This is a genomic window from Cupriavidus sp. F041, from assembly GCF_057814235.1.
In genome coordinates this window covers 369,376-385,301 of record NZ_JBVASY010000001.1, presented here as the reverse complement: position 1 = coordinate 385,301, position 15,926 = coordinate 369,376, and the positions used below count along the sequence as shown (strand labels likewise).

Here is a 15,926-nt window from a genome sequence, read left to right as displayed (position 1 = left end):
CAAGCGGGTACCGGAACGGGCCAGGACGACGGGCCTCGTGGCGCTCGGTCAGGGGATCACCAGAGGCCAGCCTGCGCCTTATCCGGTTCGGCGGCGGCGGTGGCAGGCGAGACCCCGGCGGCCCTTGCCCGGCCCGCCGCCTGCCTGCCGGGCACCGCTGCCAGCAAGGCCTGCGTGTACGGATGGCGGGGCGAGCCGAACAGCGTTGCGGTATCCGCTTGCTCCACCACGCGCCCGTCCTTCATGACGGCGACGCGGTCGCAGACCTGGGCGGCCACGCGCAGGTCGTGCGTGATCAGGATCAGCGACAAGCCGGTGCGCGAGCGCAGGTCGTCGAGCAGGGCCAGCACCTGGGCTTGCACGGAGACGTCCAGCGCCGAGACCGGCTCGTCGGCCACCAGCACGTCAGGCTCGAGCGCCAGCGCTCTGGCCAGGCCGATGCGCTGGCGCTGGCCGCCGGAGAATTCATGCGGATAGCGGTCGAGCGCGCTGGGGTCCAGTCCCACCAGCTCGAACAGTTCAGCCGCTCGCTGGCGTGCGCGCAGCGGGTGCTCCCCGTGAATCAGCGGTCCCTGCGCAACGAGTTCCCCCACGCGCCGGCGCGGGTTGAGTGAACCGAACGGGTCCTGGAACACCATCTGGATACGGCGGGCGCGTTGCCGGCGCCGCGCCGCGCCGCCGGCGAGAAGATCTTCGCCATCGAGCCGCAGGCTGCCGCGGTCCGGGTCTAGTAGTCCCACCAGGCAACGTGCCAGTGTGCTCTTGCCAGAGCCGCTCTCGCCCACGATGCCCAGCGCGCCGCTGCGCGGCAGCGTCAGGCAGACCTGGTCGAGTGCACGGACCTGGCGCTGGCCCCGGCCGAGCCAGCTGCCGCTGCGATAAGTCTTGGCGATACCGTCGATGGCGAGCAGCGTGTCACCCGCCACCACGCGTGGCGCCGGCGGCTCCAGCGCGGGCACGGCGCCCAGCAGCGCCTGCGTATAGGGGTGCCGGGGCCGTGCCAGGATCTCGGCGGCGGGCCCGGTTTCCACCACTTCCCCCTGGCGCATGACCGCGATGCGGTCGGCGATCTCCGCCACCACGCCGAAGTCATGCGTGATGAATAGCACCGCCGTGCCTTTGCGCCGCTGCAGTTCGCGGATCAGCCGCAGGATCTGGGCCTGGGTAGTGACGTCGAGCGCGGTGGTGGGCTCGTCGGCAATCAGCAGGCTGGGTTCGAGCGCCAGCGCCATGGCGATCATGGCGCGCTGGCGCTGCCCGCCCGACAACTCGTGCGGGTAGGCGCCGGCGGCAGCATGTGGCTGCGGGATCTGCACGTCTTCCAGCAGCCCCAGCACCTTGCGCGCGATTTCCGCCTTGCCCAGCCGGGTGTGGGTGCGGAACACCTCGCCAATCTGGTCACCGATGGTGCGCAGCGGGTTGAGCGCCGTCATCGGCTCCTGGAAGATCATGCCGATGCGGGCGCCGCGTATGCGCCGCAACCCGGCTTCGGACAGGGCGGTGAGCTCGCGGCCTTCGAACAGGATATGGCCGGCGCTGCGCCGCACCCCGTCGGGCAGCAAGCCAAGCACGGCGCCGGCGGTCATCGACTTGCCGGAGCCGCTCTCGCCGACCACGCACAGGACTTCGCCAGGCGCCAGCGCCAGCGAGACGTTGTTCAGGGCCAGCCCGCGATCGGCGCCGGCAGGCAAGGCGACGCTCAGCGCGTCGATGCTGAGAAGAAAGGGCAAGGGTCCGCTCATGGGCGCTTCAGCCTGGGGTTGAGTGCATCGTTCAGGCCTTGTCCGACCAGCGACACCGCCAGCACGGTCATCAGGATGGCGATGCCGGGGATGGCCGATACATACCATTGCGAACGCAGCACGCTGCGCCCGCCGCCGATCAGGTTGCCCCAGGAGGCCACGTTCGGGTCGGACAGGTTGAGGAAGGCCAGTGCGCTTTCCAGCAGGATGGCCAGCGCCATCACCACGCTGGCGTACACCACCACCGGCGGCAGCGCATTCGGCAGGATCTCGCGGAAGATGATCTGCAGGTCGCGCATGCCCAGCGAGCGGCACGAGTGGACGAAGTCGCGGTTGCGCAACGTCAGGAACTCGGCACGGGTCAGCCGTGCCGTGGCGGGCCAGGACACGGCTCCGATCGCCAGCGTCACGGTGGCGATGCCGGAGCCGAATACCGAAACCAGCACCAGCAGCAACAGGAAGCTGGGCAGTGTCTGGAAGCCTTCGGTCAGCCGCATCAGCAGGTTGTCGGCCCAGCCGCCGTAATAGCCGGCGAACGCCCCGATCAGGATGCCGATGCAGACGGCGATCAGCGTGGCCACGAAGCCGATCAGCAGCGATACGCGCGCGCCATGGAAGATCTGGGCGGCAATGTCGCGGCCGGTCTGGTCGGTGCCGAGCCAGAAGCGCGGGTCCTCCAGCGGCCATTGCAACGGGCGCCCGGCCAGCGAAAGCGGGTCGGCCGGGAACAAGAACGGGGCGGAGGCCGCCATGGCGATGACCGCCAGCAACACCAGCAAGCCGAAGAAGGCGGCCGGGTTGCGCAGATAGCGTTGGAGCAGCTTCATGCCTTGCGTTCGTGAAGGATGCGGGGGTCGAGCAGCGCATACAGCATGTCGACGATGAAATTGATCGCGATCACCAGCAGCGCGCTGATAAAGACGATGCCCAGCAAGGTGTTCAGGTCGCGCTGCACCACCGAGTCGTAGGCGAGCCGGCCCAGGCCGGGCAGCGCGAACACGCTCTCGATTACCACCGAGCCGCCCAGCATGGTGCCGAACTGCAGCCCCGCCAGCGTCAGCAGCGGCAGCAGCGCGTTGCGCAAGACATGCCGCACCAGCACCGCGTATTCCGCCAGCCCCTTGGCACGCGCGCTGCGCACGAAATCCAGGCTCAGCACTTCGAGCATCGACGCGCGCATGATGCGCAGGTAGATGGCCAGGTAGATCAGCGCCAGCGTCACGGTGGGCAGCACCAGGTGCCAGGCGATGTCGGCGATGCGCTCCAGCCCCTTGTATCCCGCGGCCACATCCAGGTAGCCGCCTGGCGGCAGCCACCCGAGGTGGATGGCGAACACCACGATGCCCATCAGGCCGAACCAGAACGACGGCGTGGCATAGAACACCAGGCCGAGCATGGACACCAGCGTATCCGGCCAGCGGCCGGCCCGGCGCGCCGCGGCGACGCCCAGCGCGACGCCGCACACGGCGGCCAGCACCTGGGCACAGCCCATCAGCAGCAGCGTGACCGGCAGGCGCTCCAGGATCACCGCTGCCACCGGCTTGCCATAGATGGCCGAGTAGCCCAGGTCCAGATGCACGAGACGCCACAGGTAGCGGCCGAGCTGCACCGTGGTGGATGCGTCCAGTCCGTAGAACTGCCGCAACTGGCCAATGACCGCCGCATCGGCGCCACCCATCTCCGCCACCAGCGCGTCGACGGTGTCCCCGGGGGCGAATTGCAGCAGCAGGAACAGGCCGCACAGGATCAGCAGCAGGGACGGCAGGCTGGCGGCCAGCCTGCGCAGCGCGAGCAACAACACACGCATGGCCGGCTCAGGCCGAAAGCCAGGTGTCATACCAGCTGCTGGAGGGCCAGCGCGGCGTGTTGTGGTCGTTGTGCACGCGCTTGCTGGTGATCGAGTAGAACTCGCGCTCCGTCACCATCCAGACCGGCAGCTCGTCGTTGACCTCCTTGACCCATTCGGCATAGAGCGCCTTGCGCCTGGCCGCGTTGATTTCCGAAGCGGCATCGTCGATCAGCTTGTCGACCTTGGCCGATTGCCAGCCGTACTGGTTGGTCCAGGGCGCGCCCTTTGGGCTGCCGGAGCGGTACCAGACGGTGGTCGAGACCGCCGGATCGCCGCGGTACTGGTGCCAGCCCGTGGCAAGGTCGAAATTCCAGTCGCGGTAGACGGTCGATAGCGCGCCGGCGATGTCGAACTGCTGCACCGTGACCTTGATGCCCACCTGGGCCAGCGACTGCTGCACGAAGGTGGCGAACAGCGGCACGTCCTCGCCGTTCTGGATCGGCACCAGCTTGAGCGTGAAGCGGTTGCCGTCGGCGCCGCGCTTGAAGCCGGCTTCGTCGAGCAGGGCCTCGGCGCGCTTGCGGTCGAACGGGTAGGGCTGCTTGCCACCCGGATAGAAGGACGACGTCGAGGGGATCGGGCCGGTGGCCGGCTTGGCGGTGCCGTACAGGAAATTCTTGATGAAGAATTCCACGTCGATGGCATGCGCGATGGCGCGGCGCACCCGCACGTCCGACAGCTCCTTGCGCCGCACGTTGAACTCCAGCGTGTTGTTGTACGAATTTGCCTCCAGGCCCTTGGTGGACACCTTGAAGCGACCGTCCTTCTTGAAGCGTTCGAGGTCGGCCAGCCCCACGTGCGAATAGGTGGTCAGCTGCGCCTCGCCGGTTTCGATCGCGGCGGCAGCGGCGGATTTGTCGGTGACGATGCGCCACACCACGCGGTCCAGGTAAGGCGTGTTCTTGCGCCAGTAAGCGGCATTGCGCTCGGCGATCACGAACTGACCGCGCTCATACTGGACGAAGCGGAAGGGACCCGTGCCGATGGGCGCGGTATTGGCCGGATTTTCCAATACGCTGGTGCCTTCGAACTTGTGGCGTGGCACCACGTAGCCCAGGTCGCACAGCGCGCGCAGCAGCAGCTCGATCGGCATCGGGCGGGAATAGCGGAACACCGCGGTCTGCGCATTGGGCGTGTCGACGGCTTCCAGGTACAGGTGCAGCGCGGTGCCGTAGTTCAGGTGCTTCTTCCACAGCTCCAGCGCGTTGTACTGCACGTCGGCCGAGGTGAAGGGCTTGCCGTCGTGCCAGGTGACACCCTCGCGCAGCTTGAAGGTAATGGTCTTGCCGTCCGGCGAGCTGCTCCAGCCGGTGGCCAGTACGGGTGCCGGCCTGCCGCTGGCGTCCAGGTCCACCAGCGATTCGATGATCTTGCTCGAGACCACGTAGACGCCGGTGGATGCGCGCAGGGCAGGGTTGAGGATGCGCTGTTCGCCGCCCAGCAGGACCGTCAGCACGCCGCCCTTGCGCGGCGCTTCGGAGGACTGTGCCAGCAGCGTGCCCGGCAGGGCGGCGCCAGCGGCAAGGGCGCCGGATTGAATCAGGAAGTCGCGTCGGGTCAGGGACATGGCTGGGGTTCCACAAGGATCGAGAGAAGCACGAAGGCTGGACAGCCAGCGAGTGTAGGGGGCGCCGCTCCGCGAGGGAAACGCGCTTTTCGTCTAAGCAAAGACGGTAGTTGGCTGGTGGCGGCGCTCGCTGCGCTGTCGCCCCGGCATGGCATCGGCACGCATAAGCAAAGACGAAACGCGCAGTTGGGTAACGGGCCAGGCTCACGTAATCTCCATGCGCTCCGGCCGCAGACATAGCCATCCCATCCCAGCCCGCGCCCGTTCCAACGGAACCCTGAAATGCCGAACCTGATCCCGCTGCTCGACCACGTGGTCGTCAATGTCCACGAACGCCTGGATGACGCTGCCAGCCGCTATCGCAGGCTTGGCTTCCAGCTCACGCCGCGCGGCCACCATTCCCTCGGGTCGAGTAACCACCTGGCGATCTTCGACACGGACTACCTGGAGTTGCTGGGCTTCGAAGCCGGCAAGGCCACCACGGGCCGCGGGGACCTGCTGGCCGAGCCCCCGGGCCTGACCGGGCTAGTCTTCAAGAGCGCCGACTCGACCGGGCTGCACCGCGAGATCCTGGCACGCGGGCTGGACGTGGAAGGGCCCCCGCGCGAGTTCACGCGCCCGGTTGAACTGCCCGGCGCCAGCGCCGACGCGCGCTTTCGCACGGTGCGGCTGGCGGCCCACCAGGTGCCCAACGGCCGCATCTACTTCTGCCACCACTTCACGCCCGAGTTGGTCTGGCGCGGCCACTGGCAGGCGCACCCCAATGGCGTGACCGGCGTCGCGGAATACGTGATCGCGGCAGCCGACCCGGCGCGCACCATTGGCCTGCTGGCGCGGCTGTTTGGCAGCGAGCACGTGAGCCAGGGGCAGCACGGGCAGCGGCTGCGCGCCGGGGGCGCATCCGTGGTGGTGCTAGGCCCGGATGCGGCAGTGCGCCGCTTCGGCGCCAGCGTGCCGCCGCTGATTGACGGGCGCGACCGCATGGTCGCGCTGGTACTGCGCACGACGGCGCTGGAAACGGCGCGTGCCGCACTGGCGGCGGGCGAGGTGCGCGGTATTGCGGAAATCGACGGCCTGTTGGTGGTGCCGCCGGCCGAAGCGGCGGGTGTCACCATCGCCTTCACCGAATAAGCGAGGACGATATCCCGATGGATTTCACGGACTTCTACGCGCCCGACTACACCGGCGCCCGCAACAAGTTCCGCGCGGCTGCCGATGCGGCCGGCGCGGCGCTCAGCGTCTACCCGCATCCGCACGCCAGCGGGCCGGCCGGCGAGCCGCTGGCCATCGACGTGGCGCATCTCGGCGACACGCGCGCGCCGCGCCAGCTGATCCTGATCAGCGGCACCCATGGCCAGGAAGGCTACGCCGGCTCGGCCGCGCAGGTAGCATGGCTGCGCTGCGCGCCGGCCCGGCAATTGCCTGCGGGGCTGGGCGTGCTGCTGGTGCACGGGCTCAATCCCTATGGCTTCGCGCACGGCACCCGCACCACCGAAAACAATGTCGACCTGAACCGCAACTTCGCCGCGCATCTCTTCGACCCGGCGCAGCCGGTTCCCGCCAATCCCGGCTACGCGGAACTGCATGCCAGCCTGATTCCGGCGGAGTGGAGCTGGGACAGCGTTGCCGACGCGGAAGCCGCGGCGCAAGCCTACGGGGCCAGGCATGGCGCCGACGCCCTGTTCGACACGCGCGCCCGGGGCCAGTACAGCCACCCCGATGGTCTGGTGTTCGGCGGCCACCACCGGGAGTGGTCAAACCTGACGCTGGAGACCATCGTGCGGGAGCACCTGGCGCATGCCGGGCGGGTCGGCCTGATCGACTGGCATACCGGCATCGGCGAGTACGGCGAACCCTTCTTCCTGTGCTTCAACCCGGATGGCAGCGGCCAGCAGGCGCGTGCCGCCAGCTGGTGGGGTGAGCAGCGCGTGCTCGGTGTCCGCCCGCACGGCTTGGCACGGCCGGCCTATACCGGGCTGGTATTCCATGGCGTCGAACGTTTCCTCGGGGAGCGGCCGCTGGTGGGCGCGGTGGTCGAGTTCGGCACGCGGGGCAGCAATATGGGGCATGCACTGCGCCTGGACCAATGGCTGCGCTTCAAGGCGGAGCGCGGCACCGGGCGTTATGCGCAGTTGCGGGCGGACATGCTCGATGCCTTCATCCCGGTGGCCCAGCCGTGGCGCGATGCCACGGTGCGGCATGGCGTTGCCATCACCCAACAGGCGGTGGACGGGCTGGCCGCCTGGTAGCAATCCGGCGCGCGGCTACTCGAAATACACCTGGCCGGAGCCGGTCCGGCTGACCGTGCGCTGGGGCGGCCTGCCGGCGACCACGATATCGCCCGATCCCGTCAGTGCCACGCTGGCGGCATCCGAAGCGTATCCGAGGATACGTCCCGAGCCGCTCAGTTGCGCATCCAGCCTTTGCGCGCGCAGCGCGCTGGCGTCCACCTCGCCCGAGCCGGAGATGGCGGCGCGCACGCTGCCGACCTGTCCCTCGGCCACGATCGAACCGGAACCGGACAAGCGCAGGTCGATGGAAGCCTCATGCAGCCCGGACGCCCGCAGGGTGCCGGCGCCGGGAATGCTGACCGCCTGGAGCGATGGCCCGGTAATGGCTACCCTGAGCGGCGCGGCCAGCACGACGGGCGCCGTGAGACCGATCGACAGCTTGCCGTCGGCAACGGTGGTCACGATCAGCGGCAGGATGTCCGCGGGGCCAGTGATGGAAACGGACGCGGTGGGCGACGCCGAAAACACCGCTTCGACCGGGGCATTGAGCTGCACGCTTGAAAACGCCCCGACTGTGCGCCGCTCGGTCCTTTCGGGACCCGTTCCCCTGGTGGCGTCGACGGAAGACACCACCTGGCCATTGACGACGACGACACTGCTGCCGGAGGTTCCCGAGGCCGAGACGCCGCTTTGGTTGATGACAACGGTGCTTTGCTGGGCCAGTGCCGCGCTGGTCAGGCAGGCGGATGCCAGCCAGGTGGCGCGTGGCGTGCTGAAGCGGGTCATGGCGATCCTCTTGCGCCGGGTGGCGCCGGATGTTCCGGGAGATGCCCGGCCAGCGGGCCCGCCAGTAACGCCCTAGCCGAAAGCAATTTCGCCGGTCACGCCGACCCTGGCGCGCGGCGCACTGGCTTCCCGGTGGAACGTGTATTTATCCTTGCCGGTCCTCTTTGAATCATAGAGCGCCTCGTCGGCTTTGATGAGGGCTTTGGTGAGCGTGTCGCCTTCGTCCAGGTGGGCGACGCCAATGCTGATGGTTACCGGATGGGCCGAAGGCAGATCCCGGAGGCAGCGGCACAGCAGGTCGATACGTAGCTCCGCCTCGGCGCGCAACGTCCCGCTCAGGTAGATGCCGAACTCCTCGCCGCCCAGGCGCGCGAACTGGCAACCGGCCATCACCTCCCTGATCTCCGCGGCAACGTGCTTGAGCACTTCGTCGCCGATATCGTGGCCATAGCGGTCGTTGACCTTCTTGAAGTCGTCGATATCCACCATGGCCAGGTAGTGATCGTGCGCAGCGGCGGCGCGCGTCAGCAGGGGGGCCACATTGACCATGAAGGCGCGCTGGTTAGGGATATCCGTGAGCGCGTCCACGTAAGCTTGCTCCAGCAAGGTCTTGGACAAGACGAAGTTGTGCAGCTTCGTGCGCCGTAGCGTGACGAAGGTGTACACCGTGATGCCGCTGAAGTAGAGCGCGCAGCAGATGATCAGGATACCTTTGAGGCCGAAGATCTCTTCCGGCGGCAGCACAGGAAAAAGAATCAGCCAGGTGGCAGCTATCACGCCTACGAATGCCCGCAGGCTTATCGGCAGCGTTGACCCGCCGAACAGCACGCTCGCGGCAACCAGCATGAACCAGATGGGACGTACCTCGACCTGCAGGCCATCGCGCACCAGCCGGGCGCCCACGCAGTAGGCGACGACGAAGACAAAGTTGAGCAACTGGAAATGATCCGCGCGCCGTACGACCGGCACGGACGCCGTCAGGGCCGAAAGCAGGGCCAGGTGCAGCACGGAGTTGATCGTAAAGCCCTGGCCGCCCTTAATGCTGACCAGGAGGTCGAACAGGAGCCAGATACCCACGCTGACCACAAAGGTGATCAGGCAGAAACGATGCAGCCGTTCGTATTCATGCTGGGCAAACTCCGCCAGCGTGGCTGGCGGGATGGGTTTCTTCAGCACTTCGGATTCGACAGTTCCAAACATGGATCACCCTGACTTATCGTGTGCGGGGAAGCGTTCCGGGATGGTGTCCGGCGATGATCTTACAGGGTCTCAATCCCGTCTGGCACACGCCATGCCTTGTACCCCAGGCAAGCAAGTTGCCTTCGCGTATCATCTGCCGTGACTTCAATTGTTTGAGGGAGATTCATGCGTGCCATCTTAAATTTTCTCTGGTTCATCCTCGGCGGCGTATTCATGGGCCTGGCCTGGTGGCTGGCCGGGCTGCTCGCCTTCGTTTCCATCGTCGGGATCCCGTGGGGCAAGGCCTGTTTCGTGATCGGTAAATTCACTTTCTTTCCGTTCGGCAAGCAGGCTATCAGCCGCCGCGAACTCCACCAGCGGGATGACATCGGCACCGGTGCCCTTGGCCTGGCCGGTAACGTGATCTGGTTCGTCTTCGCCGGCGTCTGGCTCGCGCTTGGCCATGTGGCATCCGCCATTGCCTGTTTTGTCACCATCATCGGCATTCCTTTTGCCATCCAGCATCTCAAGCTGGCCGGCATCGCGCTTGCGCCGATCGGCCAGATGGTGGTGACAAACGAAGTCGCCGAGGCCGCGCGGCGAGACCAGGCACGCGCGCACGTTGACGGGCTGCGCCGTTGACGCTGCGAGTGCTCCTGGTGCGCTGAACAGGAAGTTCGCTTTGTGCAAGGGCGCGTCGCGGCAAGTTTCGGCGCCCGCGCTGTCACGGCATGGTTGGTCGGGACCACGCCGGAAACCGGACGCCGCTTTGCAAGCCACCACGATCGTTGGTGGGGCCGCGCTCACAAAATTTTCCGCGCGGTGCTCCGATGTGCCCTATCGCTGGCTATTCTAAAGATGGTGGTTGAACGCTCCGGCCAACGCGGTGTTCAGCCAGGAGGCCAGGGCCGCCGGGCCGCAGATGCCGGAGGCTGAAGATGCTGCTAGCGCGGAGTGGGGACGCTACGTGCGCGTCTATCGCTGGCGGTCGCGTAGGAGGGCATATGAGAACGCTGGGCTTGCTGTTCGCCACGTCGATGGCGATAGCGCTACCGCTGCATGCGAATGCAGCGGGTTGCCAATATGACATGCAGTGCAAAGGGGAGCGAATCTGCCAGAAGGGCCAGTGCGTTTCCCCCGATGACGATGAGCAGGATGCCGCCGCCCAGGCCTCCAGGCAGGCAGCTTCTCGCGCCGCTCCGGCCCCCGCTCCCGCTCCGGTGCCCACCGCAAGCCCGGCGCAAGCGCCCACCTCCTCCCGCATGGTGAGGAACGCGCCGCCCCCGCCGCCCCCGCCACCCACGTCGGTTGCTCCGGCTGCGCCGGCCACGTCGGAGCCGCGTTTTTGCTGCACGGTAGCCGGCCGGCTCAAGCCGTACAACAGCGCGGCCTTCGATGCCGATACCAATGTCGGCGACGCTTGCCAGGGCGTGACCCACTCGGGCAAGCCTGTGCCTGGTACCGCCTGCCAGTGACGGTCCATGCCGGAAAGCGGGGCGGCCTGGCGAGCGCTGATACAGACTTCCCCGATCAACGTTTTTTTGTGCGCGGGGAGGGTTGAGATGGCATCGCTGACACCTGTACTAGCCTATGAGCGAATCCATGCCGACGCAGCCGGAGAATCCCACTTCGGGCCGGTTGCGATCGAGACCGTCCCCCGCCAGTTCGCTCCTCCCGCGCCGGCGTTCAACGTTTCGGCGTTCGGGCAGGCATCCCGCTATGGTTTCCTGCTGCTGCCCTGCGGGTGGCGTGGCGAACTCCATCCTTCCCCAATCCGCATGTGGATTGTCCTGCTCAGTAGTGAGATGGAGTTCGAAGCTTCGGACGGGCAGCGCCGGTCCCTCGGCGCGGGAAGCGCATTGCTGCTGGAAGACGTTAGCGGCAAGGGCCATCTGAGCCGGGTGACGGGCAATGCGGCGGCCTCCATGCTGGTGGTCGAGGTCTAGTTGACCTGCGCAACGGCGCTCCGGCTTATTCCGCTGCCGTACCCGGCTTGGCGTCGACCGGTGCTGCCAGCAGCGGCGTTTTGCGCTGCGCGGGTTCGACCGTTGCTACAGGCAGCGGCTTGGCGCCCGGCAGGTAGGCCGCGACCCACCCCGTCATCGCCACGCTCATGTTAGGCAGGGTGCTGCCATAGTCCGGCAGGAAATCCCGTCCCATCAAGCACCACTGAAACGGATCCTGGCCGGTCATCGCGGCAAGCTGGCGTTGCAGCTCGCCGGTAAATTCCCCGTTCGCGCCGAACAGGATTTCGTGCAGGCTGTTGGCATACGCGGCAAAGTGCTCGGTAATCACGTCGGCCAGTTCCGGCCGGAACAAGGCGAAGCCCGGCGGCTGCGTTACCGCTTCGCGAAAGTACTCGGTACTCTCGGCGATCGCGGCCCTGGCGGTTTCCAGGTTCAGCGCACCGATCTTTTGGGCCACTTGCGCCCACGCGCCAGCCAGGCCAAAAGCCATGCCCGGATAAGGCGCGAGCACTTCGACGACTTCGGAGTGAGAGGGGGTGGCCATAAGCGTCTCCGATGGACGATGCAACGCGTGCGAAGGGATTTCGCCGGTGGCAATCATTGCTTGCTGCGGCGCAGCATTGCGCTTGTCATGATAGGCGCAATCATCGGGGTGTCAAGAGTCGGAGCGAAAGGCGCATGCCGCGTCACTTGCGCGGCGGGGCGGGCAATTCCATGCCGGATGCGAGGGCTCGCATGGCCAGCCCCCGGGCGTTCCGCCGCGTTTAGTTCCGCCGCGTTTACTCAGGCTTGACGCCGGCTTCCCGGATCACCGCCGTCCATTTCGCCAGCTCGGACTTGATGCGGGCCTGCGTTTGCGCCGGCGTGGTCCAGGTGGCGATGGCACCTTGCTTGAGCAGGGAGGCCTTCACGTCGGGTTCGGCGAGGATCTTCTTCAGTTCCGCGTTGAGCCGCTCCACCACCGGGGCCGGGGTGCCGGCCGGCGCCACGATGCCGAACATGGAGTTGACCTCGAAGTCCTTCAGGCCCGCTTCGCTGGTGGTCGGGACATCAGGCAGCGCCGTCACGCGCTCGCTGGTGGTGACGGCCAGCGCGCGGATCTTGCCGCCTTTGACGTAGGACTGCGCCGCCGGCACGGTCTCGACCATGCTGAGCACTTGGCCGCCGATCAGGTCGGTCATGGCGGGGCCGCTGCCTTTATAGGGCACGTGCAGCATGTCCACGCCCGCCACGCGCTTGAACATCTCGCCGGCCAGGTGCTGGGGCGAACCGTTGCCGGCGGAGGCGAAGGTAATCGTGCCGGGGGTGGATTTGGCCAGCGCGATCAGTTGCGGCAGGCTGCTGGCCTTGACACTGAGATTGACCACGAACACCAGCGGGACGGTGCCGACGATTGCCACCGGGGCAAAGCTCTTCTCGATGTCATAGGAAACGCGGCTCTTGTATAGCGCAGCGTTGATCGCATGGCTGGTCAGCGCGCCCATCAGCAAGGTGTAGCCGTCGGCCGGAGCCTTGGCCACCAGTTCCGCGCCGATATTGCCGGCGGCGCCAGCACGGTTGTCGACCACGACCTGTTGGCCCAGCGCGCTGGACAGGTGCTGGGCCAGCGTGCGGGCAATGACGTCGGTGGCGCCACCAGGGGGATAGGGCACAACCAGGCGGATCGGCTTGGAAGGATAGTCGGCCGCGGCGGCCAGGCCGGGGACGGCGGTGGCGCCTGCCAGCAACGCGCCGGCAGTGGCCAGGACGGAAAACAACAGTTGGCGCCGGGGCGCAGAAACGCTGCGGCGAGCGGGGCGTCGAATGCCGGTCATGAGGATCTCCTGCGCCGGGTTGGTATGAATGGGAAGACTTCGCTGCAGTGCAGCGCGGGACGCCCGGCTCGTCGCTACGCAGAGTGTAGGGGGCGTCTCTTGATTGAAGAATCAGAAGTTTTCTATCGACTGATCCAAATTTTCGATTAAATCTAGTGGATCCAATTTCCCGTTGCGTCTGTATTACCGTGCCGGCTATCATGCTTTCCTCGATTATCAATAATATTATTGGAGATAGGATGGCCGGCTCCCACGATTCCCCCAAGGACCCCTCCACTGCGGCGCAGGCCCCCTTCGAGCCCGCACGGGAAGCCGAGAGAGGGCTGGGCAAGGGGCTGACCAACTACGGCGACAAGGGTTTTTCGCTGTTCCTGCGCAAGGCCTTCATCAAGGGTGCGGGCTATACCGACGACGCGCTTTCGCGCCCGGTGATCGGCATCGTCAACACCAACAGCAGCTACAACCCTTGCCACGGCAACGCCCCGCAACTGGTGGAAGCTGTGAAGCGCGGCGTCATGCTGGCGGGGGGGCTGCCGGTGGACTTCCCCACCATTTCAGTGCACGAGAGCTTCTCCGCGCCGACCAGCATGTACCTGCGCAACCTCATGTCGATGGACACCGAGGAAATGATCCGCGCCCAGCCGATGGATGCGGTGGTACTGATCGGCGGTTGCGACAAGACCGTGCCCGCGCAACTGATGGGCGCGGCCTCGGCCGGCGTGCCGGCGATCCAGCTGGTCACGGGCTCGATGCTGACCGGCTCGCATCGCGGCGAGCGCGTGGGTGCCTGCACGGACTGCCGCCGCTACTGGGGCCGATACCGCGCTGAAGAGATCGACGCGGCCGAGATTGCCGACGTGAACAACCAGCTCGTTGCCAGCGTGGGCACCTGTTCGGTGATGGGCACGGCCAGCACCATGGCCTGCCTGACCGAGGCGCTGGGCATGATGGTGACCGCCGGCGCCTCGGCGCCGGCGGTCACAGCCGACCGCGTGCGGGTGGCCGAGCGCACCGGCACTACCGCCGTGGCCATGGCCCGCTCTGGCCTGACGCCGGACCGCATCCTTACCGGCAAGGCCATCGAGAACGCCATCCGCGTGCTGCTGGCCATCGGCGGGTCCACCAACGGCATCGTGCACCTGACCGCCATCGCCGGCCGGCTGGGCATCGACATCGACCTGGCGGGGCTGGACCGCATGAGCCGCGAGACGCCGGTACTGGTTGACCTGAAACCCTCCGGCCAGCACTACATGGAAGACTTCCACGCGGCAGGCGGCATGCCGGCGCTGCTGCGCGAATTGCGCCCGCTGCTGCATCTCGACACGCTCACCGTATCCGGCCGCACGCTGGGCGAGGAACTGGACGCCGCGCCCGCGCCGTTCGCGCAGGATGTGATCCGTCCCTTCGATGCGCCGATCTACCCCGTGGGCGGCCTTGCCGTGCTGCGCGGCAACCTCGCTCCGGGCGGCGCCATCATCAAGCAGTCCGCCGCCGATCCGGTGCTGATGGAGCATGAAGGGCGCGCGGTGGTGTTCGAGAATGCCGAGGACATGGCCTTGCGCATCGACGACGAGGCCCTCGATGTGAGGGCCGACGACATCCTGGTGCTCAAGCGCATCGGGCCGACCGGCGCCCCCGGCATGCCCGAGGCCGGCTATATGCCGATTCCCAGGAAGCTTGCACGCGCCGGCGTCAAGGACATGGTGCGCATCTCCGACGGCCGCATGAGCGGAACCGCAGCCGGCACCATCGTGCTGCACGTCACACCGGAAGCCGCCATCGGCGGCCCGCTCGCCCACGTGCGCAGCGGTGACCGCATCCGCTTGTCGGTAGCCCGGCGCGAGATATCCCTGCTGGTCGACGACGCCGAACTGGCGCGCCGTGCGGCCGAGCATGAGGTAGTGCGGCCCACCGCCGAGCGCGGCTATCGCAAACTGTTCCTGGCCACGGTGACGCAGGCCGACCAGGGCGTGGACTTCGATTTCCTCCGCGCCGCGCAGACCAGCGAAACCGTGCCGCGCCAGTCCTGAGGGCCTTGTCATGGATCGACCAACCCGTGCAGGTACGCATGCGCAGGCTGCGCAGGGCAACCAGGACGATGCGCCCGGCAGCGGTGCGGATGCCCTGCAGGCCGCCGCCGCCATCCTTGAGGAAGACATCGTCTTCGGCTTGCTGAGTCCGCGCGAGCGGCTGGTCGAGGACGACCTGATGGCGCGCTTTGGCCTGAAGCGCCATGTGGTGCGCCAGTTGCTGGCCACGCTGGAAGGCATGGGCGTGGTCGAGCGCAAGCGCAATGTCGGCGCCGTGGTGCGGGCCTTTCCGGCGCGCGAGGTGATGGAGCTGTATGCCTTGCGGGAGGTGCTGGAAGCGCATGCCGCCAGCCTGATCGCGCTGCCGGTGCCGCCGGCGCGCCTGCACGCGCTGGTGTCGGTGCAGCAGGAACACGACGCCGCCGTGGCCGCCGGCGACGCGCGCGCCGTGTTCCGCATCAACCAGCGCTTTCATCGCGAGCTGTTCGCCCTGGTCGATAACGCGGTACTGCGGCAGGCCATCGAGGAATACGCGCGGCGCGCCCATCCGATCCGCTTTGGCTCGCTGGCGGCGGCGGGCTATCGGGAACGCGCCCGGCAGGAGCACTGGGCCATGATCGAAGCCTTGCGCGAAGGGCGGCGCGAGGCGTTGATTGCGCTGTGCCGCAATCACCTGCTGCCTTCGCGCGATGCTTACCTTGCGGCGGAGCGTGAACGCGCCGGCGGGCCGGCATAGTATTTATTCGCGTGCCACCAGGCCG

The 15,926-nt window shown here is 67.2% G+C and carries 15 protein-coding genes; 7 read left to right on the top strand and 8 right to left on the bottom strand.

Going from position 1 to position 15,926, the window contains the following annotated elements:
- Nucleotides 1-56: 56 nt before the first annotated feature.
- The 4 genes from ACZY0R_RS01760 to ACZY0R_RS01745 are packed head-to-tail and all read right to left on the bottom strand — an operon-like array spanning nucleotide 57 to nucleotide 5,158.
- The gene (locus ACZY0R_RS01760) at nucleotides 57-1,742 is read right to left on the bottom strand and encodes an ABC transporter ATP-binding protein (protein WP_488856857.1); all 1,686 of its coding nucleotides are present in this window, start codon (nucleotides 1,740-1,742) and stop codon (nucleotides 57-59) included.
- Nucleotides 1,739-2,569 (bottom strand): ABC transporter permease, encoded by an 831-nt coding sequence (locus ACZY0R_RS01755; RefSeq protein ID WP_488856856.1) that lies wholly within the window; start codon nucleotides 2,567-2,569, stop codon nucleotides 1,739-1,741. The genes ACZY0R_RS01760 and ACZY0R_RS01755 overlap by 4 nt, the downstream gene beginning before the upstream one ends.
- Nucleotides 2,566-3,549: an ABC transporter permease gene (locus ACZY0R_RS01750; RefSeq protein ID WP_045241082.1), complete on the bottom strand. Its 984-nt coding sequence runs from the start codon at nucleotides 3,547-3,549 to the stop codon at nucleotides 2,566-2,568. Before ACZY0R_RS01750 ends, ACZY0R_RS01755 begins: the two co-directional genes overlap by 4 nt.
- 7 nt (nucleotides 3,550-3,556) lie before the next feature.
- On the bottom strand, nucleotides 3,557-5,158 hold the full coding sequence (locus tag ACZY0R_RS01745) for an ABC transporter substrate-binding protein (RefSeq protein WP_488856855.1): 1,602 nt from the start codon (nucleotides 5,156-5,158) through the stop codon (nucleotides 3,557-3,559).
- A gap of 282 nt (nucleotides 5,159-5,440) precedes the next feature.
- Here ACZY0R_RS01745 and ACZY0R_RS01740 point away from each other — a divergent pair, with 282 nt between their 5' ends.
- Nucleotides 5,441-6,289 carry a VOC family protein gene (locus ACZY0R_RS01740; RefSeq protein ID WP_488856854.1) on the top strand — a complete coding sequence of 283 codons (849 nt, stop codon included), beginning with the start codon at nucleotides 5,441-5,443 and terminating at the stop codon, nucleotides 6,287-6,289.
- The gene (locus ACZY0R_RS01735) at nucleotides 6,286-7,407 is read left to right on the top strand and encodes a M14 family metallopeptidase (RefSeq protein ID WP_488859471.1); all 1,122 of its coding nucleotides are present in this window, start codon (nucleotides 6,286-6,288) and stop codon (nucleotides 7,405-7,407) included. Before ACZY0R_RS01740 ends, ACZY0R_RS01735 begins: the two co-directional genes overlap by 4 nt.
- Nucleotides 7,408-7,422: 15 nt before the next feature.
- On the opposite strand, the gene ACZY0R_RS01730 is transcribed toward ACZY0R_RS01735, so the two are convergent.
- Both ACZY0R_RS01730 and ACZY0R_RS01725 read right to left on the bottom strand, forming a co-directional pair.
- On the bottom strand, nucleotides 7,423-8,175 hold the full coding sequence (locus tag ACZY0R_RS01730) for a head GIN domain-containing protein (RefSeq protein WP_488856853.1): 753 nt from the start codon (nucleotides 8,173-8,175) through the stop codon (nucleotides 7,423-7,425).
- Nucleotides 8,176-8,247: 72 nt separating this feature from the next.
- Nucleotides 8,248-9,375: a GGDEF domain-containing protein gene (locus tag ACZY0R_RS01725; protein WP_488856852.1), complete on the bottom strand. Its 1,128-nt coding sequence runs from the start codon at nucleotides 9,373-9,375 to the stop codon at nucleotides 8,248-8,250.
- Nucleotides 9,376-9,540: 165 nt separating this feature from the next.
- On the opposite strand from ACZY0R_RS01725, the gene ACZY0R_RS01720 reads away from it, so the two are divergent.
- The 3 genes from ACZY0R_RS01720 to ACZY0R_RS01710 all read left to right on the top strand — a co-directional run bounded on the left by ACZY0R_RS01720 (nucleotide 9,541) and on the right by ACZY0R_RS01710 (nucleotide 11,300).
- A complete protein-coding gene (locus ACZY0R_RS01720; RefSeq protein WP_488856851.1) occupies nucleotides 9,541-9,996 on the top strand; it encodes a YccF domain-containing protein in 456 nt (151 codons plus the stop codon).
- Between the two features lie 362 nt (nucleotides 9,997-10,358).
- A complete protein-coding gene (locus ACZY0R_RS01715) occupies nucleotides 10,359-10,829 on the top strand; it encodes a hypothetical protein (RefSeq protein WP_488856850.1) in 471 nt (156 codons plus the stop codon).
- Between the two features lie 87 nt (nucleotides 10,830-10,916).
- Entirely contained in the window at nucleotides 10,917-11,300 is a 384-nt protein-coding gene (locus ACZY0R_RS01710) for a cupin domain-containing protein (RefSeq protein ID WP_488856849.1), read from the top strand.
- A gap of 25 nt (nucleotides 11,301-11,325) precedes the next feature.
- Here the strand turns inward: ACZY0R_RS01710 and ACZY0R_RS01705 are convergent, their stop codons facing one another.
- Nucleotides 11,326-11,922 carry a phasin family protein gene (locus ACZY0R_RS01705; protein ID WP_488856848.1) on the bottom strand — a complete coding sequence of 199 codons (597 nt, stop codon included), beginning with the start codon at nucleotides 11,920-11,922 and terminating at the stop codon, nucleotides 11,326-11,328.
- A 178-nt stretch (nucleotides 11,923-12,100) separates the two neighbouring features.
- Complete coding sequence (locus ACZY0R_RS01700; protein ID WP_488856847.1) at nucleotides 12,101-13,135, bottom strand: Bug family tripartite tricarboxylate transporter substrate binding protein; 1,035 nt, start codon at nucleotides 13,133-13,135, stop codon at nucleotides 12,101-12,103.
- Between the two features lie 239 nt (nucleotides 13,136-13,374).
- Here ACZY0R_RS01700 and ACZY0R_RS01695 point away from each other — a divergent pair, with 239 nt between their 5' ends.
- Both ACZY0R_RS01695 and ACZY0R_RS01690 read left to right on the top strand, forming a co-directional pair.
- Complete coding sequence (locus ACZY0R_RS01695; protein WP_488856846.1) at nucleotides 13,375-15,165, top strand: IlvD/Edd family dehydratase; 1,791 nt, start codon at nucleotides 13,375-13,377, stop codon at nucleotides 15,163-15,165.
- A 10-nt stretch (nucleotides 15,166-15,175) separates the two neighbouring features.
- A complete protein-coding gene (locus ACZY0R_RS01690; protein ID WP_488856845.1) occupies nucleotides 15,176-15,901 on the top strand; it encodes a GntR family transcriptional regulator in 726 nt (241 codons plus the stop codon).
- Nucleotides 15,902-15,926: the final 25 nt, after the last annotated feature.